Origin of the sequence: Tenacibaculum caenipelagi, from assembly GCF_004363005.1 — a bacterium.
In the GTDB taxonomy this organism is placed as follows: Bacteria; Bacteroidota; Bacteroidia; order Flavobacteriales; family Flavobacteriaceae; genus Polaribacter; species Polaribacter caenipelagi.
In genome coordinates this window covers 203,509-225,475 of the sequence record NZ_SNYH01000007.1, presented here as the reverse complement: position 1 = coordinate 225,475, position 21,967 = coordinate 203,509, and the positions used below count along the sequence as shown (strand labels likewise).

19 protein-coding genes and 1 pseudogene are annotated in these 21,967 nt (G+C 32.7%); 13 read left to right on the top strand and 7 right to left on the bottom strand.

Annotated elements, in window-relative coordinates:
- Positions 1-13: 13 nt before the first annotated feature.
- On the bottom strand, positions 14-2,347 hold the full coding sequence (locus DFQ07_RS15320) for a TonB-dependent receptor (protein WP_133538128.1): 2,334 nt from the start codon (positions 2,345-2,347) through the stop codon (positions 14-16).
- A 133-nt stretch (positions 2,348-2,480) separates the two neighbouring features.
- Between DFQ07_RS15320 and DFQ07_RS15315 the strand changes: the two genes are divergently transcribed.
- The 9 genes and pseudogenes from DFQ07_RS15315 (at position 2,481) to DFQ07_RS15275 (ending at position 14,673) form a co-directional block, all read left to right on the top strand.
- A complete protein-coding gene (locus DFQ07_RS15315; protein WP_133538127.1) occupies positions 2,481-3,137 on the top strand; it encodes a metal-dependent transcriptional regulator in 657 nt (218 codons plus the stop codon).
- The gene (locus tag DFQ07_RS15310) at positions 3,134-4,156 is read left to right on the top strand and encodes a metal-dependent transcriptional regulator (RefSeq protein ID WP_133538126.1); all 1,023 of its coding nucleotides are present in this window, start codon (positions 3,134-3,136) and stop codon (positions 4,154-4,156) included. Before DFQ07_RS15315 ends, DFQ07_RS15310 begins: the two co-directional genes overlap by 4 nt.
- 2 nt (positions 4,157-4,158) lie before the next feature.
- Positions 4,159-6,353 (top strand): annotated as a pseudogene (gene feoB, locus DFQ07_RS15305) (ferrous iron transport protein B).
- A 73-nt stretch (positions 6,354-6,426) separates the two neighbouring features.
- Positions 6,427-9,552, top strand: coding sequence for a UvrD-helicase domain-containing protein (locus DFQ07_RS15300; protein WP_133538125.1), 3,126 nt, complete (start codon positions 6,427-6,429; stop codon positions 9,550-9,552).
- A gap of 46 nt (positions 9,553-9,598) precedes the next feature.
- Positions 9,599-10,792, top strand: coding sequence for a glycine C-acetyltransferase (kbl, locus tag DFQ07_RS15295; RefSeq protein WP_133538124.1), 1,194 nt, complete (start codon positions 9,599-9,601; stop codon positions 10,790-10,792).
- Positions 10,793-10,910: 118 nt separating this feature from the next.
- Entirely contained in the window at positions 10,911-12,266 is a 1,356-nt protein-coding gene (locus tag DFQ07_RS15290; protein ID WP_133538123.1) for an OmpA family protein, read from the top strand.
- A 181-nt stretch (positions 12,267-12,447) separates the two neighbouring features.
- The gene (gene atpD, locus DFQ07_RS15285; protein WP_133538122.1) at positions 12,448-13,959 is read left to right on the top strand and encodes a F0F1 ATP synthase subunit beta; all 1,512 of its coding nucleotides are present in this window, start codon (positions 12,448-12,450) and stop codon (positions 13,957-13,959) included.
- Positions 13,960-14,004: 45 nt separating this feature from the next.
- Positions 14,005-14,298 carry a FoF1 ATP synthase subunit delta/epsilon gene (locus tag DFQ07_RS15280; protein ID WP_133538121.1) on the top strand — a complete coding sequence of 98 codons (294 nt, stop codon included), beginning with the start codon at positions 14,005-14,007 and terminating at the stop codon, positions 14,296-14,298.
- A 93-nt stretch (positions 14,299-14,391) separates the two neighbouring features.
- A complete protein-coding gene (locus DFQ07_RS15275; protein ID WP_133538120.1) occupies positions 14,392-14,673 on the top strand; it encodes a Sec-independent protein translocase subunit TatA/TatB in 282 nt (93 codons plus the stop codon).
- 29 nt (positions 14,674-14,702) lie between these two features.
- On the opposite strand, the gene DFQ07_RS15270 is transcribed toward DFQ07_RS15275, so the two are convergent.
- Positions 14,703-15,167, bottom strand: a complete 465-nt coding sequence (locus DFQ07_RS15270) for an Lrp/AsnC family transcriptional regulator (RefSeq protein ID WP_133538119.1) — start codon at positions 15,165-15,167, stop codon at positions 14,703-14,705.
- 165 nt (positions 15,168-15,332) lie between these two features.
- Here DFQ07_RS15270 and DFQ07_RS15265 point away from each other — a divergent pair, with 165 nt between their 5' ends.
- On the top strand, positions 15,333-16,451 hold the full coding sequence (locus DFQ07_RS15265) for a histidine decarboxylase (RefSeq protein ID WP_133538118.1): 1,119 nt from the start codon (positions 15,333-15,335) through the stop codon (positions 16,449-16,451).
- A gap of 55 nt (positions 16,452-16,506) precedes the next feature.
- On the opposite strand, the gene DFQ07_RS15260 is transcribed toward DFQ07_RS15265, so the two are convergent.
- From DFQ07_RS15260 to DFQ07_RS15240, 5 genes are all read right to left on the bottom strand, one after another.
- Positions 16,507-17,148: an O-methyltransferase gene (locus DFQ07_RS15260; RefSeq protein ID WP_133538117.1), complete on the bottom strand. Its 642-nt coding sequence runs from the start codon at positions 17,146-17,148 to the stop codon at positions 16,507-16,509.
- A 108-nt stretch (positions 17,149-17,256) separates the two neighbouring features.
- Positions 17,257-17,517, bottom strand: a complete 261-nt coding sequence (locus DFQ07_RS15255) for a hypothetical protein (protein ID WP_133538116.1) — start codon at positions 17,515-17,517, stop codon at positions 17,257-17,259.
- Positions 17,518-17,522: 5 nt separating this feature from the next.
- Complete coding sequence (locus tag DFQ07_RS15250; protein ID WP_133538115.1) at positions 17,523-18,092, bottom strand: sigma-70 family RNA polymerase sigma factor; 570 nt, start codon at positions 18,090-18,092, stop codon at positions 17,523-17,525.
- Positions 18,093-18,108: 16 nt separating this feature from the next.
- Positions 18,109-18,960, bottom strand: a complete 852-nt coding sequence (locus DFQ07_RS15245) for a TolB family protein (protein WP_208107710.1) — start codon at positions 18,958-18,960, stop codon at positions 18,109-18,111.
- Positions 18,961-19,033: 73 nt separating this feature from the next.
- A complete protein-coding gene (locus tag DFQ07_RS15240; RefSeq protein ID WP_133538113.1) occupies positions 19,034-19,507 on the bottom strand; it encodes a nuclear transport factor 2 family protein in 474 nt (157 codons plus the stop codon).
- Positions 19,508-19,672: 165 nt separating this feature from the next.
- On the opposite strand from DFQ07_RS15240, the gene panB reads away from it, so the two are divergent.
- The 3 genes from panB to DFQ07_RS15225 are packed head-to-tail and all read left to right on the top strand — an operon-like array spanning position 19,673 to position 21,967.
- Positions 19,673-20,491, top strand: coding sequence for a 3-methyl-2-oxobutanoate hydroxymethyltransferase (panB, locus tag DFQ07_RS15235; RefSeq protein ID WP_133538112.1), 819 nt, complete (start codon positions 19,673-19,675; stop codon positions 20,489-20,491).
- Between the two features lie 54 nt (positions 20,492-20,545).
- Positions 20,546-21,484 carry a 2-hydroxyacid dehydrogenase gene (locus DFQ07_RS15230; protein ID WP_133538111.1) on the top strand — a complete coding sequence of 313 codons (939 nt, stop codon included), beginning with the start codon at positions 20,546-20,548 and terminating at the stop codon, positions 21,482-21,484.
- 24 nt (positions 21,485-21,508) lie between these two features.
- On the top strand, positions 21,509-21,967 hold the full coding sequence (locus DFQ07_RS15225; protein WP_133538110.1) for a DUF1801 domain-containing protein: 459 nt from the start codon (positions 21,509-21,511) through the stop codon (positions 21,965-21,967).

The window sequence follows — 21,967 nt, the reverse complement described above, 5'->3', positions numbered from 1 at the left end:
TGTTACCTCAATATTAATTACTTGTAAATTTTACTCCCAACGTATAGGTTCTGGGTGAGGCTGGACCATAAATAAAATTACTATCACGGTCTTTACCAGTATCAAATACAGGCTGATAGTCATCAAAAATATTTTTAATCCCTGCAGTAAGTTCTATGTTTGTGTTAAGTTTATCTATTTCGAAAGTATAACTGCTGTTAATTCCTAAATTAAAAAAGGAAGGTGAAGTAAAATATTCATCTGCTGTAATATTTGGAAGTTCTGAAGCTAAGTGCAGTACTTCCATTCTACCTGTATAAACTAAGTTTAAAGCAGTTTTAAACTTTTGATTAGGTGTGTAGGTTGCAGTAGCATAACCGTATGTACTAGGTGTACGTAAAAAATCTCTTTTAAGAGGTAAATCATCTGAGTTGTTTACTGCGGTATCATATCTACTAGACTGATAGGTAAATCCGGCATCTAATTGTAAAATTCCATCGTAATTCAATCGTGTTTCTAAAGTGATTCCTTGTACAACAGCTCCATCACCATTTCTCTTTTCAAAGACTTCTCCATAGGTATCTTCACCAATTGGTTCTAGGTAAAAAGCATTTTCTAAATTAGTGTAGAAACTTTCAATAGTAAAGCCGTAAATATAATGTTCGGTAGGTTTATCATAGTTAAATGAAAATGTGTAGCTATTAGAACGCTCTCTTTTTAAATCATCTGCTAACACTACTCGCGATACTCCACCTCCAGCAAAGGCAATATGTAAATCAGTATCGAAAGCTTGCGGAGCTCTAAAACCAGTACCCCAAGTTCCTCTAATTTGAGTATTCTCAAAAGGTTTGAATAATAAAGATACTCTTGGGCTAGCAACGTTGTTAGTGATGTTTTTTTCTGTACCGTCGTCTTTTAGTGCGTTTAATGTGTGGTTATCGTATCGTACACCGGTTAATAAATTCCATTTGTTAGAAATTTCCCAATCGCTTTGAAAAAAGAAACCATAGTTTTGAGTTAATTGGTCTACTTTGTACTCGTATGCATCAATAACATCAAAAACATCGTCTTGTACAAACTCGCCTCCAATAGTTATAACATTGTTACCTCCTAAGAACTCTTCTAACTTGTGGTTGAATTGTAAACCACCTTGAAAAGTAGTGGTAGTAGAGTTCCCATATGGGGGATTTGCTAAGTGCTTGGTGTCTTCAGGTGTATTTTCATCAGGACGAATTCCTGTGTAGTGTTCTCTGTCTGTATACTGTGTAGCAAAATAAGAGATGATAGAACTTTTATTATCATTAAAATTAATTTGGTAATCAACATTTCCTACATATACATCATGTACACGTTCTTCAGATTGCATAGCAAAATGAGGTGCTTTATCAACCATTTCTCCACCGTAGCGGTATTCATTCATTTTACTAAAGTTAACTTCTATTTTTTGATTTTCCGTAGGAAGGAAGAACAAATTAGTTCCGAACGAATTGTTTTTTAATTCAGGAAGTTCAGAAAAGTTATCGTCATTAGCATCGTACATTGCTCTTCTTCTGTTGTTGATAAAGAAGGAAGCTCCTGCATTACGATTCTCATTAATTATAGTGGTGTTTCCAGCAATTATATGATCAGAAGTTCCTTTGGTGTTTTGATAGGTATAACCAATACTATAATTGTTCTTTTTGGGGATTTTAGTAATCACATTTACTGTACCACCAATAGCGCTTGACCCGTATAAGGCAGAACCTCCACCACGAACTACTTCTATACGTTCAATCATATTGGTAGGTACTTGTTCCAAACCATATAACCCAGTTAATGGACTAAAAATAGGGCGGCCATTAATTAAAATTTGAGAGTATCCACCTGCTAAACCATTCATACGTAGTTGAGTGTAGTTGCAAGTTTGGCAGTCAGTTTCGACACGTAAACCTGTTTGAAATTTTAATCCTTCTGATAAATTACAAGCTTGTACATTTGCTAATGTTTGGCTATTAATAACATTTACAATAACAGGACTATTTGTACGACGTTTATCGGTACGAGTTCCAGTAACAGTAACTTGATCTAAAATTTCAGCGGTTTCTGTCAGTGTAAAGTTTACTATTTTTTCTTCTGATGAATGTAATGTTATAATTTTTCTTTCTGATAAAAAACCAATAGTTGAAGCTACTATAGCGAGTTTGCCCTTAGTAGCTTTTAGTTCATAGTTACCATGTTCATCAGCAGTAGTTCCTGTATTTGTATCTTTTATAAAAATAGAAGCAAAAGGAATTGCTTCACCTGTAGTAGAGGTAATTTTTCCTTTTAAAGTTTGTCCATTAATATTGCTTGATAGTAATATAATTGCAAGGGCAATAATTTTTTTCATCTTAAATGTTTTTACTGATAAAACAGATTTGTTAACTAAAAATTTATGCAAATATAAATTAAATTTTAGACAAGACTAAAAATATGTTTATATAAAACAAAATTAGTACATTTGTATAACCTAAAAGTTTAAAATGTTTAGCCAGTCTGAAGAAAATTATATAAAAGCAATGTATCATTTAACCGCTGATTCTAAAAATGGAATTAGTACCAATTCAATTGCTAAAAAATTAGAAACCAAGGCGTCTTCGGTTACCGATATGGTAAAAAAACTATCCGATAAAAAAGTGGTAGTGTATAAAAAGTATCAAGGAGTGACTTTAACTGATTTCGGAAAAAAAATAGCGGCTAATATTATTAGAAAACACCGATTATGGGAAGTGTTTTTGGTTGATACCTTGAATTTTTCTTGGGACGAGGTGCATGAAGTAGCTGAACAGTTAGAGCATATTAAATCACCTAAGTTGATAAATGAACTGGATGCGTTTTTGGGGTATCCAAAGAGAGATCCACACGGAGATCCAATTCCAGATAAAGAAGGTAATTTACAAATGATAGAAAAAAGTTTGTTATCAACGTTAAAAGAAAATGAGAGGGGAGTTTGTGTAGGAGTCGACGATAGCTCGTCAGAATTTTTACGCTTTTTAGACAAACAAGGAATTTCTTTAGGTAAAGAAATAAAAGTATTAGATAAAGAACCTTTTGATGGTTCGTTGGTAATAGAAATGGAAGGTAAAACTTTTTCAGTTTCAAATAAAATAGCTAATAACTTATATATACAAAAACAATGAGTACAATAAATCCTGTAGTTTCTCTTCTTGTATTTTTTAGCTTAACTATATTATTGTATTATGTTTTCAGACCAACAAAAGGGATTTATTTTCTATTGAAAAAAAATTACAAGTCTAAGACTAAAACAATTATAGAAGATATTTTAAAGCTTCTCTATCATAATCAGGTGTCTAATAAAAATTTGACGACAAATGATTTGACAGATAAGCTGAATTATAATAACCAATTACTTATCGAAAGCATTAGTAAGATGATTGAAAACGAACTTATTTACATGGAAAATGATTCTTTTCGATTGACTGAGTTAGGGAATGAATATGCACTGCAAATTGTTAGAGCACATAGGTTGTGGGAAAAGTTTTTGTCAGAAAAAACAGGTTTTGATAAGAAAGAATGGCACGAAAGAGCTGAACGAAAAGAACATGAGTTAAGTGTTGATGAAACGAACAAGTTGTCAGAGCTTTTAGGTGATCCTAAATATGACCCTCATGGGGATCCTATTCCTACTAAAACAGGGAAAGTAGCGCCTAAGAAAGGTGTTTCGTTGTCAGAGCTTTCGGTTGGTGCAGTAGGTCGGATTATTCATATAGAAGATGAACCAGAAATTATATACAAACAAATATTAGCAGAAAAAATACATTTAGATTCTCAAATTCGTGTAGTTGAAAATAACAGAATGCGAGTAGTGTTTCATTCAGAAGGAGAGAAATTTGTATTAGCGCCAGTAGTAGCGGGAAATATTACTGTTTTGGTTTTAGAAAATCAAGCAGTATCCGAAGAAAATATTATGCGTTTATCTAGTTTACAAGAAAATGAAGTCGCAAAAATAATAGGACTTTCCAAAGAATGTAGAGGAGAAAACAGAAGAAGATTGTTAGATTTAGGTTTTGTAAGAGGAGCCATCGTAGAGGTAGATTTACGAAATCCGTTAAAAGATCCGACGGCTTTTTTAATAAAAGGAACCTCTATCGCTTTACGAGAAAACCAAGCTTCTAAAATTCTGATTAAAAAAGAATAGAGATGGAAAAACAAACAAAAAGTGCATGCGAAACCTGTTCACACTATAATGCAGAAGGGTTGAAAAAATTAGGAGTAAACACTGAGAGTTTTGATTTTGTGGTTGCGTTAGCTGGAAATCCTAATACAGGAAAGAGTACGGTTTTTAATGCATTAACAGGTTTACGCCAGCATACAGGTAATTGGCCAGGGAAAACAGTGGCAAGAGCAGAAGGAGCGTTTGAGTACAATGCACAAAAATATAAGTTGGTAGATTTACCAGGTACCTATTCATTGCTCTCTACTTCAGAGGATGAGGAAGTGGCTAGAGATTTTATTCTTTTTGGAAAACCAACACTTACTGTAATTGTTGTAGATGCAAGTAGATTAGAGCGAAATTTAAACTTAGTATTGCAGATATTAGAAATTACTGATCACGCCATTTTGTGTTTGAATTTAATGGATGAAGCTAAGCGAAATCACATAGAAGTAGATGCGCGAATATTGGCTAAAGATTTGGGAATTCCTGTAGTTGCAACAAGTGCAAGATTTAAAGAGGGAATTCCAGAGCTACTTAAGACTATAAGTGATTTGGCAAATCGAAAAATTACATGTAAACCACATAAAATAAAAAACATTCCGAAAAATATTGAAAAAGCAGTTGAAGAGCTTAGTACATCTATAAAAAAAGAATACCCAACGATAGCGAATAGTAGGTGGTTGGCATTTCGATTATTAGAAGGAGATAAGCAAGTGATAGAAGGTTTAAGAACAGGAAAGTTTGTATAAGAAGTAGAGGAATGAGTACTAAAAATATAGAACATATAATAGAGTTATCTAAAGATCTTCGATGGCAAATAGGAGATGATTTTCACGACGTTTTATCAGAGAGTATCTATGCAGAGGCTTCTAAAATAGTAGAAAGTTCTGTGAAAAAAGATGATCAAAAAAGAAGGTTTAGAATTGATGCTCAAATTGATAAAATTGTAACAAGTAAAGTTTGGGGGTTTCCAATAATGTTACTCCTTTTAGGAGTAGTGCTTTGGCTTACCATTATAGGAGCCAATTATCCGTCTTCTATGTTGGCTAGTTTACTGTTGGATATGATTCACCCGATGTTAAAAAACGGAGCAAACTTCTTGGATTTCCCTTGGTGGTTGTCAGGTTTTTTAATTGACGGAGTGTATTTAGCTGTAGCATGGGTAATTGCGGTAATGTTACCGCCAATGGCTATCTTTTTCCCACTTTTTACTTTGTTAGAAGATTTTGGGTATTTGCCAAGAGTAGCATTTAATATGGATGCATTATTTAAAAAGTCAGGTGCGCATGGAAAACAAGCCTTAACTATGAGTATGGGCTTTGGCTGTAATGCAGCAGGAGTTGTGGCAACAAGAATAATAGATAGTCCTAGAGAGCGATTAATTGCTATAATAACCAATAACTTTTCTTTGTGTAATGGTCGATGGCCAACACAAATATTACTAGCAACTATATTTATTGGTGCAGTAGTGCCAGAGTCGTATTCAAGTTTAGCTTCGTTATCTGCAGTAATTGGAATAGCTGTTTTAGGAATCTTTTTCATGTTTTTCTTCTCTTGGGCGCTGTCAAAAACGGTATTAAAAGGTGAAGTTTCCACTTTTAACTTAGAATTGCCTCCATACCGTCCACCAGTATTTTGGAAAACAATTTATACCTCTTTGATTGATAGAACGTTGATTGTTTTATGGAGAGCTATTGTTTTCGCAGCCCCAGCAGGTGCGGTTATTTGGTTAATCTGTAATATATATATAGGTAGTGAAAGTATTGCTGCTTGGTTAGTACATTCTTTAGATGGTTTTGGGTTCTTATTGGGGTTAAACGGAGTAGTTTTACTGGCTTATATAGTAGCGATACCAGCAAATGAAATTGTAATTCCAACTATTTTAATGCTTACTGTAATGGTAGTGGGTATTGGAGGTGGTGCAGGTGCTGGAGTAATGTTTGAGTTAGATTCAGTAACTGCTACAGGAGATGTTTTAAAAGCTGGGGGTTGGACTTTGTTAACGGCAGTAAATGTAATGTTGTTTAGTTTATTGCATAATCCTTGTAGTACTACGATTTATACTATTTATAAAGAAACGAAAAGTAAAAAATGGACGACTATTGCATCTATTTTACCTGTAATAGCTGGTTTTGTAGTTACTTTTTTAGTAGCTCAGGTTTGGAGAATCTTTTCTTAAAGTAGTTGAAAAATAAACAGTACCAACAAAAACAGTTTTACTTGGTTTTTGTATTTTGCGTTAAAATCTAGTGGTGCAAAATCTTTCTGTATTTCAAGTATACAACGCCTCTGCAGGTAGTGGTAAAACCTTTACTTTAGTAAAAGAATATCTAAAGGTGCTACTGCAATCTGAAGATATTTTCCGTTTTCAAAAGATATTGGCTATCACGTTTACCAATAAAGCAGCTGGAGAAATGAAAGAACGTGTGTTACACAATCTACAAGTTTTTTCAGAAGGAGAAAGTAATGATCTACTAGAGATTATTTTAGAAGAAATTTCACTTGATCGAAATGTTGTAAAAGATAGAAGTAAAAAAATATTAGACGAAATTCTTCGGAATTATGCAGCGTTTTCGATTACTACGATTGATAGTTTTACACATAAAATCATTAAGAGTTTTGCTTATGACTTAGGATTGCCTCTCAATTTTGAAGTAGAAATGGATGCAGTTTCGTTGTTGAATGAAGCGATAGATGTACTCATATCTAAAATAGGAACAGACGAAGCTTTAACAAAGCTATTGATTGATTTTTCATTAGATAAAGCTGATGATGATAAATCGTGGGATATTTCTCGTGAACTGAATGAGTTTTCTAAAATTCTTTTGAATGAAGACGATACCCAACACTTCAGAAAACTAGTAGATAAACAACTAGGAGACTTTACTAATTTAAAAACGAAATTATCTAAACATCAAAAGGAAATAAAAAAACGTTGGAAAGAAATTGGTGAAGAGGCTTTGCAAATGATTGAAACAATGCAGTTAGATCATAAAGATTTTTATCGATCAATGCTGCCTAATCATTTTGTAGCGTTAGCTAAAAACCCTGAAAAAGCGAAATTTTTTGATCAAAGTGCTCTTAGAGAACGAATTGAAGAAAATAATTTTTATGCCAAGTCAAAATCTGAGGATATAAAAATAGCGATTGAAGGAATTTTGCCAGACTTACTCCTTTTGTATACAGAGTCTGAGCAGTTGTATCAGCAATTTTTAATGAACAACTTGGCGCTAAAAAGTTTAATTCCATTGGCAGTTCTAAACAATATCAACTTAGAACTTTCACATTTAAAAGAAGAAAATAATTTACGATTGAATGCCGAGTTCAATCAGTTAATTTCTGATAATATTAAAGACCAACCCGCTCCGTTTATTTATGAGCAAATTGGTCAAAGATTTATGCATTATTTCATTGATGAAATGCAAGATACTTCCACTTTACAATGGCAAAATTTAATTCCGTTAATCGATAATGCATTGGCGCAAGAAAATAGTAATTTGCTATTAGTAGGTGATGGAAAACAAGCTATATACCGTTGGCGAGGAGGGAAATCAGAACAATTTATAGGATTGGGTTCAGAAAAAGATAACCCGTTTCAAATTCCGAAAGAAGTAAAAACCTTAGAGACTAATTTTAGGAGTTATACTGAGGTGATAAATTTTAACAATCAGTTTTTTCAACATACAGCAAACTTCTTACAAAACGAATCGTACAAACAATTGTTTATTGATGGAAATAAGCAGCTGGAAAACTCAAAAAAAGGAGGGTTTGTGTCACTTTCTTTTTTAGAAAAAGAAGAAGATAAAGAGGAGGAACTGATAAAATACCCAAAGAAGGTTTTAGAGATTGTTAAGAAACTAGAAGCTGAATTCTCTTTGAATGAAATTTGTATCCTGGTTCGTAAAAAGAAAGACGGAATAGCTGTGGCAAATTATCTGTCAGAAAATGGAATCGACATCATTTCTTCAGAAACTTTGTTGTTAAAAAATAGTTCGAAAGTCAATTTTATTATGGATGTTTTACAGGTAATTCAACATCCTAACGATAAAGAAACCTGTTTAGAAATGCTTTATTTTTTACAGGAACACTTAAGAGTTGCAGAAGAAAGACATTCGTTTATTGCTGAGTTTATACATCAACCAAACGAAATGATTTTTCAACAGTTAAGAGACTATGGAGCTTCTTTTGAGTTGGCATCTTTTCATCAGTTACCCTTTTATGAAAAAGTAGAAGAAATTATACGAGGCTTTCAGCTAATTACTTCTTCAGATGCATATGTACAGTTTTTCTTAGACGTGGTTTTGGAGCAACAACGAAGAGGGACGAGTATTCAAGAGTTTTTAGATTTTTGGTCAGACAAAAAAGATAAGTTAAGTATAGTAGTTCCCGAAAGCGGAAATGCAGTACAAGTGATGACGATTCACAAATCGAAAGGACTGGAGTTTCCAGTAGTAATTTTTCCGTACGATTTAGACGTGTATAGACAAGTGAATCCGAAAGTTTGGCTAAATGAATTGCCAGATAATTTTGATGGATTTAAAGAATTGTTGGTTCCTTTTACTAAAGATTTAAATTATGTGAACGATAGAGGCTTGGAGATTTACAAACAACAAAGAGAAGAATTAGAGTTAGATAATTTCAACTTGTTGTATGTTGCATTGACAAGAGCAGTAGAACAATTGCATATTGTAACAGAAAAAAAGATTTCATCAAAAGGAGAAGAGAATACTAATTTTTACTCAGGGATTTTTATCAATTACTTAAAAGCTCAAAATTTATGGAATGAAGAGCAATTAGAATATGCTATAGGGAACCCAGTAAGGGTAAGTGAATCTAAGAAAGATATCAATACTACAGAAATTCAAGAAACATTTATTTCTACACCTTGGCAAGAACATAACATTCGTATGCTAGCAAGTGCTTCTAAATTATGGGATACTGAACAAGGAAAAGCTATTGAGTTTGGTAATTTGATTCACGAAATGATGGCAAAAATAATCACAGTAAAAGATATTGGTAATGTAGTATTTCGATATGAGCAACAAGGAGTTCTTCCTCAAGAGAAAACACAAGAAGTAGTTAAAATTATTGAACATATTGTAAATCACCCACAGTTAGAAAGTTATTTTTCTGATGAGGTAACTGTGTATAATGAACGAGAAATTGTAGATGTTGATGGTCAAACTGTAATCCCAGATAGGCTAGTATTTAACCGAAATAACGAAGTAGTAATTATTGATTACAAAACAGGAAAACCTTCTAAAGCATATCATCAACAATTGTTAAGGTATGAAAGGGTTTTACAAACGATGAAATTTAAGGCACAGAAAAAACTACTTATATATATAGATGAAGAAATTTTGGTTGAAGAAGTTTAAAAACTAACTTTGACCTTTTATAGCAAACAACTTTCAAACATAAATTATGTACGGAAAAATTAAAGAACAATTAGAACAAGAGATCCAAGATATCAAAGATGCTGGGTTATATAAATCAGAGCGTATCATTACTTCGTCACAAGATGCAGTGATAAAAATTTCAACAGGAGAAGAAGTGATTAACTTTTGCGCCAATAATTATTTAGGATTGTCAAATCATCCAGAAGTAATCCAAGCGGCAAAAGATACGATGGATACACATGGTTTTGGTATGTCGTCAGTACGCTTTATCTGCGGTACACAAGATATTCATAAGCAATTAGAAAAAAAGATTGCAGATTTTTATACAACAGAAGATACAATATTATATGCAGCAGCTTTTGATGCAAATGGCGGAGTTTTCGAACCATTATTAACAAGTGAAGATGCGATAATTTCTGATAGTTTAAATCATGCTTCTATTATTGATGGGGTTCGTTTGTGTAAGGCAGCTCGTTATCGTTATAACAATAATGATATGGCATCTTTAGAAGAGCAATTAATTGAGGCAAATAAACAAGGTCATCGTTTTAAAATTATTGTAACTGATGGAGTTTTCTCTATGGATGGAATCGTGGCAAAGTTAGATGAGATTTGTGACTTGGCTGATAAGTACGATGCTATGGTGATGGTAGATGAATGTCACGCAGCTGGGTTTATTGGAAAAACTGGTCGTGGAACTGTAGAGTTAAAAAATGTAATGGATCGAGTTGATATTGTTACAGGAACCTTAGGGAAAGCTCTTGGAGGAGCTATGGGAGGATACACTACAGGAAAAAAAGAAATTATTGAAATTTTACGTCAGCGTTCACGCCCGTATTTATTTTCAAATTCATTAGCACCAGCTATTGTAGGAGCGTCTTTAAAAGTGTTTGATCTGTTGTCTAACGATACTAGCTTACGAGACAAGTTAGAATGGAATACCAACTACTTCCGTACAGAAATGGAAAAAGCAGGTTTTGATTTGGTTGGAGCTGACGCTGCTATTGTACCAGTAATGTTGTATGATGCAAAGTTGTCACAAGTAATGGCAAATAAGTTGTTAGAAGAAGGTATTTATGTAATTGGATTCTTTTATCCAGTAGTTCCGAAAGAGCAGGCAAGAATCCGAGTACAACTTTCAGCGGCTCATGAAAAGGAGCATTTAGACAAGGCTATAAGTGCATTTGTTAAGGTTGGGAAGGAGTTAAACGTGATATAAATATCTTACCCAAAAACTTGCATTTTTTATAAGTTTTTGTAGATTTGTTTTTGTAAATAAGTTTTAACAACTTACATTTGCGAATATATAAACGAACTTTTAATTTAAATTTTTAATAATGAAACAATTAAAATTAGCTGTGATGGCTTTATTTGCGTTTACTGCTGTGAACGTTAGCGCACAGGATTCAAACAACCCTTGGGCGGTTGGTTTCGGGGTTAATGCCGTAGACATTAGAATCCCTTCAGAATTTGGAGATTATGCTAAAGATTATATCGGTACTAGTGACTGGAATATCTTGCCTTCAATTTCAAGAGTAACTGTTGATAGATATTTAAACGACGGGTTTACTTTACAGTTAGCTGGATCGTTAAACAAAATTGAAACTTTTGCTACAGAAGATGATATGGATGAGCTTTACTGGGCTATCGATGCTAATGTAAAGTATGACTTAAACAACTTGATCGGAGAAACTGGTTGGTGGGATCCTTATGTATATGTTGGTGGAGGTTATACTTCTTTAGCTGATGAAGGTGAAGGTATGTTAAATGTTGGTGCTGGATTCAATACTTGGTTTAATGATAATTTAGGATTAAACTTCCAAACAGGAGGAAAGAAGGAATTTGGTGATAAAGTTCGCGATCACTTCCAACACTCAATCGGTTTAGTATTTAGATTCGGAGGTAAAGATACTGACGGAGACGGAATATATGACAAAGATGATGCTTGTCCAGAAGTTGCTGGATTAAAAGAATTTAACGGTTGTCCTGATACTGACGGAGACGGAATCAAAGATTCTGACGATGCTTGTCCAGAAGTTGCTGGTTTAGCTGCTTTAAATGGTTGTCCTGATGCTGATGGAGATGGTATTGCTGATAAAGATGATGCTTGTCCAACTGAAAAAGGAACTCAAGCTAACAACGGATGTCCTGATGCTGATGGAGATGGTGTAGTAGACGGAAAAGATAAGTGTCCTGATACTGCTGGTCCAGCTGAAAACAACGGATGCCCTTGGCCAGATACTGACGGAGACGGAGTATTAGACAAAGATGATAAGTGTCCAAACGAAGCTGGTGTTGCATCTAACAACGGATGTCCAGAAGTAGTAATTAAAGAAGAAGCTGTTAAGAAATTAAATGAATTTGCAAGAGCTATCTACTTTAACTCTGGAAGATCTACATTTAGAACTGGAACTACTGGTAAATTAGATTTAATCGCTGGAATCATGAAGGAGTATCCAAAAGCTAACTTCAATATCCAAGGTCACACAGATAGTTCAGGATCTAACGTTACTAACCAAAAATTATCTGAAAAAAGAGCTAAAGCTGTTTTAGATTATTTAGTAAACAAAGCAGGAATCGCTGCTGATAGATTAACTTCTGCAGGATTTGGTGAAGATTATCCAATCGCTGATAACAAAACTAGAGCTGGTAGAGCTGAAAACAGACGTGTTGAAATTAAATTAGTTAAGTAATTTAATAGATACTTCTATATAAAATAAGCCTCACGAAAGTGGGGCTTTTTTTTGTTTAATTTTTTTACGGAAAAATACTTGTAAACGTTTTTTAAATTCCATTAAAAAAATTACCTTTGCACCTTGAAAAAACGAGCTAAAGCTCATATAGTAAATAAAATAACTTTAATTACACATAGTAATGTCTACAATAACAGGTAAAGTTTCTCAAATTATTGGTCCAGTAATCGATGTTGAGTTTAATACAGAAAATGCTGAATTACCAAAGATTTATGATTCGTTAGAAATTAAAAAAGCCGATGGTTCAATTTTAGTTTTAGAAGTTCAACAACATATTGGTGAAGATACAGTTCGTACTATTTCGATGGATGCAACTGATGGTTTACAAAGAGGGCAAGAAGTAATTGCTACAGGTAACCCAATTCAAATGCCAATAGGTAATGATATCTACGGGAGATTATTTAACGTAACAGGTGATGCAATTGACGGATTAGGAAATTTACCTAAAGAAGGAGATGCTGGTTTACCAATTCACCGTACAGCTCCAAAATTTGAAGATTTATCAACTTCTACCGAAGTGTTATTTACAGGGATTAAAGTAATCGATTTAATTGAGCCTTATGCAAAAGGAGGTAAAATTGGATTATTTGGAGGAGCAGGAGTAGGAAAAACTGTATTAATTCAGGAGTTAATTAACAACATCGCAAAAGGACATGGAGGTTTATCTGTATTCGCAGGTGTAGGTGAAAGAACTCGTGAAGGAAACGATTTATTACGTGAGATGTTAGAATCTGGAATTATCAAATATGGTGATGATTTCATGCACTCTATGGAAAATGGAGGATGGGATTTATCAAAAGTAGATAAGCCAGGAATGAGAGACTCTAAAGCTACTTTCGTATTTGGTCAGATGAATGAGCCACCAGGAGCACGTGCTCGTGTAGCTTTATCAGGATTAACAATTGCTGAATATTTCCGTGATGGAGCCGGTGAAGCACAAGGAAAAGACGTATTATTCTTCGTTGATAATATTTTCCGTTTTACACAAGCAGGTTCTGAGGTATCAGCATTATTAGGACGTATGCCATCTGCGGTAGGTTACCAGCCAACATTAGCAACAGAGATGGGAGCAATGCAAGAGCGTATTACTTCTACTAAGAAAGGATCTATTACATCTGTACAAGCGGTTTACGTACCTGCGGATGACTTAACGGATCCAGCACCAGCAACAACGTTTGCTCACTTAGATGCTACTACAGTATTATCTCGTAAGATTGCTGAGTTAGGTATTTACCCTGCGGTTGACCCATTAGATTCTACATCAAGAATTTTAACTGCTGATATTTTAGGTGATGAGCACTACAACTGTGCACAAAGAGTAAAAGAGATTTTACAACGTTATAAAGAATTACAAGATATTATCGCAATTTTAGGTATGGAAGAATTATCTGAAGAAGATAAATTAGTAGTTCATAGAGCACGTCGTGTACAACGTTTCTTATCTCAACCATTCCACGTTGCTGAGCAGTTTACAGGTATTCCTGGAGTATTAGTAGATATTAAAGATACTATCAAAGGATTCAACATGATTATGGATGGAGAGTTAGATAAGTATCCTGAAGCAGCATTTAACTTAAAAGGATCAATTCAAGAAGCAATTGATGCTGGAGAGAAAATGTTAGCAGAAGCGTAATTAATTGCCTTAAGCTTATAGCTTAAAGCCTAAAGCATTAAATTTATGTATTTAGAAATTGTAACACCAGAAGCTATTTTATTTTCATCAGAAGTTGATTCTGTTGTAGTACCAGGTGTAAATGGAGAATTCCAAATTTTAAATAATCACGCACCTGTAGTGTCTATTTTAAATGAAGGAAGAGTTAAAGTACACGTACATACTCAAAGTCATATAGTTTTTGATGATTTACATGGCAGTATAGAAAGGTTACCAGAAGACGATAAAGTTTTAGCTTTAGAGATTAAATCTGGAACTATTGAAATGAAAGATAATAAAGCGATTATTCTTGCAGACTAATACGTTTTATCATAAAATAAAAAAGCAACCAATATGGTTGCTTTTTTTTATTCTATAAAGGAAAGCATTTTGAATTTAACTATCTTTGCAGTGATGAATGGAATATTTTTATTTATTGGAGGACCAGAGATTTTTGTAATCTTGTTAATCGTGGTGATGCTCTTTGGAGCCGATAAAATCCCTGAAATAGCTAGAGGGCTAGGAAAGGGTATGCGTCAAATTAAAGATGCTACAAATGATATTAAGCGAGAAATTAATGAAAGTGCCAAAAGTCAAGGCATAGATACTGATTTCGTAAGAGATATAAATAAAGAAGTAAACGAAGTAAAAGATAATATTGATGATTTTACAGGACCGATAAAAAGAAATCGTTAAATCAATAAAATTAGCATAGTTTTTAAAAACTATGCCAATTTTATTTTTGTGGTATTCTTTACTTGCTTCATTACAAATGAGCTTTGAATGTTAGAAATGACTTCTAACTGCGATAATTTTTTTAATACAAAATCTTGATATTCGTTCATGTCTTTCAAAACAACTTTTAATAAGAAATCGTAAACACCAGCGATGTAAGATACTTCTACGATTTCATCTATTTTTGACATATACTCTTCAAATTCTTTAAAGGCTGTTTCTTGATGTTTTACCAAGGTTACCTGACAATACACAATTAAACTCTTTTCAATAGTTTCTAGGTTTAATAAGGCAACGTATTTGTCTATAATTCCAATTGTCTCCATTTTTTTAATACGCTCGTGTGTTGGAGTTATAGATAGGTTTACCTTGTTTGCTAGTTGTTTTATAGATTGTTTACAGTCTTTTTGTAATTCTTCTAAGAGCTTTTTATCTACGTTATCTAATTGATGCATGGTAAGTTTTTCTGTTTTAAAATACTTTTTTGCTTTTAAAAAGTATTTATACCTGTTTAAAACTTAAAAATAGCTTTTTTTTCTTTATTGACATGTGTTTTGTAGAGATATATCCTTTAAGAATATATTTGTTAAGTAATTTAATAATATTTAAAACTGGTAGGTATGAGCAGAATAAAAGAAATTTATGATAGAATTAGCGAGGCTTCATCTCATTTTCTTGGTTATCCTTTGGCAAAAGATTTCAATTACAGTGAATTTGCACCTTTTTTAAATTTATGTATTAACAATGTAGGTGATCCTGAGTCCCCTTCAACATTATCTATAGATACAAAGGATGTTGAAAGAGAAGTTATTAGTTTTTTTGCCAACATGTTATCTTCTTCAACTAATGATGTATGGGGTTATGTTACCAATGGAGGTACAGAAGGAAATCTTTATGGATTGTATTTAGCGAGAGAAAGTTTTAATAATTCGGTAGTCTATTATAGTGAATCTACACACTACAGTGTAAAAAAGAATTTACACCTTTTAAACATAAAGAACATAGTAGTTAGAAGTCAGGATAATGGAGAAATCGATTATGAAGATTTAGAGAATCTTATAACCCTACATAGAGACAAGCCAGCAGTTTTCTTTTTAAATATTGGAACTACTATGACAGAAGCTGTGGATGACTTAGATAAAATAAAAGAGATTATTAAAAAGTACGCTATCAAAGATTATTACATTCATTGTGATGCTGCATTTTTGGGATGTATTGCTCCTTTTGTTGATCCAAAACCAAAATTTGATTTTGCAGAAGGAATTGATAGTATTTCCATATCTGGACATAAATTTATTGGAGGACCTATACCTTGTGGAATTGTTTTGGCAAAACGTAAGCATAGAAATAGGATAGTAAACTCAGTTTCATACGTTGGAACTTTGGATACTACGATTACGGGTTCAAGAAATGGATTGACACCTTTATTGTTATGGGCTTTTATAGAAAAACATGGGAAAGAAGGATTGATATCCAGAGCAAGAAAATCACAAGAATTAGCGGCTTATACAGAACAAAAGTTAAACGAAATAGGAGTAAAAGCTTGGAGAAATAATGAAGCGCTAACCGTGGTGTTAGATAAACCATCTGATGTTTTATGTAAAAAGTACCAATTGGCTTCAGAAAATGATATGGCTCATATTATATGTGTGCCAGGGATAGAAAAATGGCAAATAGATGCTTTTATTGAAGACTATGCAAAAGAGTTATTTATTGCTGAAAGATTAACTCATAATTAAATGCTTATCACAGTCATAAAGTTAAAAAGCAAACCTTAAGGTTTGCTTTTTGTTTTTATATAACTCTACTAATTGTTAAACCGTCTCGTATGGGTAATAAAACGGTTTCTAAGCGATTATCTTCATTTAAGAGGCTATTATACTCTAAAAGAATTTTAGTGTCTATATCTTTAGGATCTAGCTCTTCAACTACTTTACCGCTCCAAAGCACATTATCGGATAAGATAATTCCCCCTTTATTCATTTTTTCAATAATCAAATGAAAATAGTTTACATAGTTAGATTTATCGGCATCTATAAACACTAAATCAAATTTGGTATTGATAGTTGGGATGATATCTAAAGCATTTCCAACATATTGAGTTATTTGATTTTTATATGCGGATTTTTGAAAATACTTATGCTGAAGTTCTTCCAATTCTTCATTTTTATCAATAGTATGAATCATTCCATTCTTTGATAGTCCTTCAGCTAAACATAAAGCAGAATATCCTGTATAAGTACCTATTTCTAATATTGATTTAGGTTGAACTAATTTTGAAATCATGGATAAAACCCTTCCTTGAAAAGCACCGCTCAACATACGAGGGTTTAATACTTTTTGCCAAGTTTCTCTACTTAATTCTTGCAGAAGTTTTGGTTCAGCTTGGGAATGCTTAACAACATAATTATCTAGTTTTTCTGGTAAAAAGTGCATACTATTATTTTTTCTAGAGCAAAATTAAAAAAACGGAATTTATCACTACGATAAATTCCGTCTCAATCTAACAAAAAATCAAAAAAATGGTTTTAAAAACCAAATCGGTTAATTAAAATTATTTAATTGTTCTTTCAAAGCTTCTTTATCCTTGGTAGATAAACAAGCATTATTTTTATTGCAATGACCATTTTTTAGGTTAAAAATTTCGGACATTTTTTTGTTTTGTTTAGAGTACAAAGCACAAATTTTACAAACTAGTAAATGCCAATTAAGTTGCATTTTTTCATATACTGAAGCTTCACCATATTGACTTTTATCGCAAATAGTAGTAGCTTGATCACATGTGATTTTAAAAAATTTAAACATTGTTATTACTTATTAAACCAGTTTTTTTCCATACAACTTCTTAATTGTGTTCGTGCTCTGTGAATGATAACCCATAAATTCGACGGAGAAATATTTAACTCCTTACAAATATCCTCAGTTTCAAATTGTTGAATAGTTTTCATTCTAAAAACCATGGCATATTTTTCTGGTAACTTATCAATACACTTATCTAATTGAATTCTCAGTTCTTCATTTTCAATGTTTTTTTCAGCTTCATTGTTCCAGGATTGTGGTACACGCTCTTCAATCCAGCTACCTTCATTGTCACCACTATCATAAAAATTTACTCTAACTTCCGCTTGTCCTTTTTTAGAGTTTATTTTTCGATAGTAATCAATAATTTTTCGCTTTAATATTGAAATTAACCATGTTCTTTCAGTGGATTTTCCTTCAAAATTTTTAGCAGATTTAAGCCCCGCAAAAAACGTTTCTTGTACCAAATCTTTGGCAACATTCGCATTATTTACACGAGCTATAGCGTAATTAAATAAATAATCAGCATAGTTGTCTACCCATTTGTCAGGTGATAATATGTTAGAAGCTGGTTGAGTCATTTATTCAAAGATAAGGCTATTTTTTGACGAAAGAGGTTACATAAATTCTACTTAATCCATTAGGATTTTGGTTTATATAATTGATAATTTCATTCATAATCATTTTTTTGGGTAGAGATTTAGTGATAGCTGAAATATTTGTAGTAAAATACAAGGTATTCGTACTCATATCAACAAACGGACAATAGTCTAATTTGTTAGAATTGATACTTGTTAAGTGAGTAGCTGGCTGCCATTGGTTATTTTCGTCTTTTTTACTGATATACAAATCACCTCTTCCCATATCATCTTTTCTACCATATGAGGTAAAGATGATAAAACTTTCATCGGGTGCTACAAAGGCATTAAATTCATATTTCTCTGAGTTTACTCCAGAATCAAGAGGAGTTGGTTTTGTATAAACTCCATCAACCAATCTACTTACATAAATATCTTCTTTACCTTTTGAATTTTCGTATTCGGCAGTAAAAAATAAATCTCCTTTTTCAGTTACTGAAGGATAAAATTCATCAGCTGTCGTGTTTATAGTAGCTCCAACATTTATAGCTTCAGACCAGTCATCAGATAAAGATTTTCTTGTAACATACCATATATCCATATCTTTTTTTATCTCTCCAGAGATATTGTCTTTTCTATTAGAAGCAAAAAAGAGTTGCAATCCATCAGGAGATAAAAAAGGTTCTAAATCTTTGTGTTGACCAGAAAAATCAACAACTTTAGGTTTTTGCCATTTCCCTTCTACTTTTTTTGAATAGGCTATAAAAGAAAATTCTTTTAAATAACTTTCTACAGTAAAATAAAACTCATCATGATTTTTGCTCATTGAAAAATCCCTTACATTAGGCAACCCTTCAAACAATTCAGGCATAAAAAGTTTTGATTCTTGAGCAAAACAGAAACAGGAAAAAAGTAAGAAAAGTAAACTAAGTTTTTTCATGTATTTATTGTCTGTTTGCTTCACAATTACCTCTACGCCTCATATCAACCAAGTAAATGATTTCCCATTTTCCATTATTATTGAAAAGCTGAAATGAGTTTGCACCACAATGACTAAACTTGTCATTTAAATAAAATTCATAAGGAGTCCATACAGAAGCTAAATTACCATCAATTTTAACATCCAAAGACAATACTTTTTCTAAATATGTATGCTCTATTTTTTTATTAGCAATATTGGTAAGTAATTTATTTCTAGTTTCAGTAACTAGTACATTTTCACCTTTTTTGTTGGTAAAAGTTGTTTGTATTTTAATAGCCGGGTGTAGAGTTGAACTAACTAAGGTACTATCACCTTTATGTAATCCGTCAAAAAAGATTTCAATAGTATTTTTAATAGCTTTTTCTTCAAGTTTTTCTTGTGCGTTTACTACAGCTGAAAGAATGATAACTATAAGTAAGGTGAGTATCTTTTGCATGTTAGTTTGATTTCGATAAGTAAAACTATCAAAAAAATAAAAGACTAAAGTTTAATTAACAGAAGATTAACGGCTTTTGAAAGAAGGAAAGAAAGTTCTTATAAAGAGGAAGTAAATAAAACCATTGAATAATTATGTATTTTTACAATCCATAAAACAAAAGAAATGTCAGTAGCAAAAAAACAATATAAAAGAGTTACCACAAAATCTCTTGTAGAGATGAAAGCTAACGGAGAAAAAATCTCTATGCTTACAGCTTATGATTACACCATGGCAAAAATTGTTGATGGTGCAGGAATAGATGTGATTTTGGTTGGTGATTCAGCATCAAATGTAATGGCAGGGCACGAAACAACATTACCAATTACTTTAGATCAAATGATTTATCATGCTTGTTCTGTAGTAAGAGGAATTGATCGTTGCTTGGTTGTGGTAGATTTACCTTTTGGTAGTTACCAATCAGACCCTAAAGAAGCGTTACGTTCAGCTATCCGAATAATGAAAGAAAGCGGCGCACACTCGATTAAATTAGAAGGAGGGAAAGAAATTAAAGATTCAATTAAACGAATTTTAAATGCTGGAATTCCAGTAATGGGACATTTAGGATTAACACCGCAGTCTATTTATAAATTTGGAACTTATACAGTAAGAGCAAAAGAAGAGGAAGAAGCAGAAAAATTAATGCAAGACGCTTTAATGTTAGAAAGATTAGGATGTTTTGCTCTTGTTCTTGAAAAAGTACCAGCAAAATTAGCTCAAAAAGTAGCGGAAGCATTAACAATTCCGGTTATTGGAATTGGAGCCGGAGGAGGTGTTGATGGACAAGTACTAGTAATGCATGACATGTTAGGAATGACACATGAGTTTAATCCTCGTTTTTTACGTAGATATTTAGATTTACATACCGAAATGACAAATGCATTTGAGCAGTATATTGCAGATGTAAAAAACAAGGACTTTCCAAACGAAAACGAACAATATTAATAATAAAAAGTCTTCTTTTGGAAGGCTTTTTTTGTTTTAGAACAGAATTAAAAAATGAAAATACTTCATTTAGATACTAATCACCCTTTATTGTTAAAACAACTCCAAGAGTTAGGTTTTGAGAATAATGAAGATTACACATCTACAAAATTAGAAATCGAAACAAAAATTCATCAATATGATGGAATTGTTATTCGAAGTCGTTTTACCATAGATAGCCAATTTTTAGACAAAGCAACAAACTTGAAGTTTATTGGTCGTGTGGGAGCAGGTTTAGAAAATATTGACTGTGAGTATGCTGAAAAAAGAGGAGTGAAGCTTATTTCAGCACCTGAAGGAAATCGAAATGCGGTAGGAGAGCACACTTTAGGAATGTTACTTTCTCTCTTTAATAAATTGAATAAGGCAGATAAAGAAGTACGAGAAGGAAAATGGTTACGAGAAGAAAATAGAGGGATTGAGTTAGATGGAAAAACGGTGGGGATTATAGGTTATGGGAACATGGGAAAAGCTTTTGTAAAAAAACTTCGAGGGTTTGATGTAGAAGTTATTTGTTACGATATTAAACCAAATGTAGGTGATGAAAATTGCGAACAAGTTTCTTTAGAAGAACTTCAAAAAAGAGCTGAAGTTTTAAGTTTACACACTCCACAAACAGGGTTAACAGAGAATATGGTTAACTCAGAGTTTATTAATGGTTTTTCAAATCCTTTTTGGCTGTTAAATACCGCACGAGGAAAATCGGTAGTGACAAAAGATTTGGTTGAAGCTTTAAAATCAAGAAAAATATTAGGAGCAGGTTTAGATGTTTTGGAGTATGAAAAAAAATCGTTTGAAAACCTGTTTACAAGTCAAGAAATACCAGAAGCTTTTGAATACTTAATTCATGCAGAAAATGTGTTACTTTCCCCTCACGTAGCTGGGTGGACCATAGAAAGTAAAGAAAAATTAGCGCAAACGATAGTTGATAAAATCAAAGTAAAATTTTGCTAACTTGTAGCTTCAAATTCATGTAGCATGAAATATGAGGCATCAACAGTAGAAGAATATATAACTCAATTACCTAAAGAGAGGCAAGAGGTAATAAAGAGAATTCAAGCAGTCATTCGGAAAAATTTACCTGAAGGTTTTGAAGAAGGAATCAACTATAATATGATTGGATATTATGTTCCTCATTCGAAATATCCTGAGGGCTATCATTGTGACCCAAAATTACCGTTACCTTTTATGAATTTAGCGTCGCAAAAGAATTCAGTAAACTTATATCACAGTGGAATTTATGCAAAAAAAGAGTTGCACGATTGGTTTGTAGCTGAATATCCAAAACATGCTAAACGAAAATTAGATATGGGTAAAAGTTGCATCCGTTTTAAAAAAATGGATGATATCCCATACGATTTGATAGCTGAATTGTGTACGAAAATATCTGTTGATGAATGGGTGTCTATTTACGAATCTGTCATAAAAAATAAATAA

Excerpts from the sequence above, each read along its gene's own strand:
- atpD (WP_133538122.1), top strand. The coding sequence starts at position 12,448 with ATGTCTACAATAACAGGTAAAGTTTCTCAAATTATTGGTCCAGTAATC.
- DFQ07_RS15315 (WP_133538127.1), top strand. The coding sequence starts at position 2,481 with ATGTTTAGCCAGTCTGAAGAAAATTATATAAAAGCAATGTATCATTTA.
- DFQ07_RS15250 (WP_133538115.1), bottom strand. The coding sequence starts at position 18,092 with ATGACTCAACCAGCTTCTAACATATTATCACCTGACAAATGGGTAGAC.
- DFQ07_RS15225 (WP_133538110.1), top strand. The coding sequence starts at position 21,509 with ATGAAATATGAGGCATCAACAGTAGAAGAATATATAACTCAATTACCT.
- DFQ07_RS15290 (WP_133538123.1), top strand. The coding sequence starts at position 10,911 with ATGAAACAATTAAAATTAGCTGTGATGGCTTTATTTGCGTTTACTGCT.
- panB (WP_133538112.1), top strand. The coding sequence starts at position 19,673 with ATGTCAGTAGCAAAAAAACAATATAAAAGAGTTACCACAAAATCTCTT.
- DFQ07_RS15280 (WP_133538121.1), top strand. The coding sequence starts at position 14,005 with ATGTATTTAGAAATTGTAACACCAGAAGCTATTTTATTTTCATCAGAA.
- DFQ07_RS15310 (WP_133538126.1), top strand. The coding sequence starts at position 3,134 with ATGAGTACAATAAATCCTGTAGTTTCTCTTCTTGTATTTTTTAGCTTA.
- DFQ07_RS15245 (WP_208107710.1), bottom strand. The coding sequence starts at position 18,960 with ATGCCTGAATTGTTTGAAGGGTTGCCTAATGTAAGGGATTTTTCAATG.
- DFQ07_RS15260 (WP_133538117.1), bottom strand. The coding sequence starts at position 17,148 with ATGCACTTTTTACCAGAAAAACTAGATAATTATGTTGTTAAGCATTCC.
- DFQ07_RS15230 (WP_133538111.1), top strand. The coding sequence starts at position 20,546 with ATGAAAATACTTCATTTAGATACTAATCACCCTTTATTGTTAAAACAA.
- DFQ07_RS15275 (WP_133538120.1), top strand. The coding sequence starts at position 14,392 with ATGAATGGAATATTTTTATTTATTGGAGGACCAGAGATTTTTGTAATC.
- DFQ07_RS15265 (WP_133538118.1), top strand. The coding sequence starts at position 15,333 with ATGAGCAGAATAAAAGAAATTTATGATAGAATTAGCGAGGCTTCATCT.
- DFQ07_RS15270 (WP_133538119.1), bottom strand. The coding sequence starts at position 15,167 with ATGCATCAATTAGATAACGTAGATAAAAAGCTCTTAGAAGAATTACAA.
- DFQ07_RS15240 (WP_133538113.1), bottom strand. The coding sequence starts at position 19,507 with ATGCAAAAGATACTCACCTTACTTATAGTTATCATTCTTTCAGCTGTA.
- DFQ07_RS15255 (WP_133538116.1), bottom strand. The coding sequence starts at position 17,517 with ATGTTTAAATTTTTTAAAATCACATGTGATCAAGCTACTACTATTTGC.
- DFQ07_RS15320 (WP_133538128.1), bottom strand. The coding sequence starts at position 2,347 with ATGAAAAAAATTATTGCCCTTGCAATTATATTACTATCAAGCAATATT.
- kbl (WP_133538124.1), top strand. The coding sequence starts at position 9,599 with ATGTACGGAAAAATTAAAGAACAATTAGAACAAGAGATCCAAGATATC.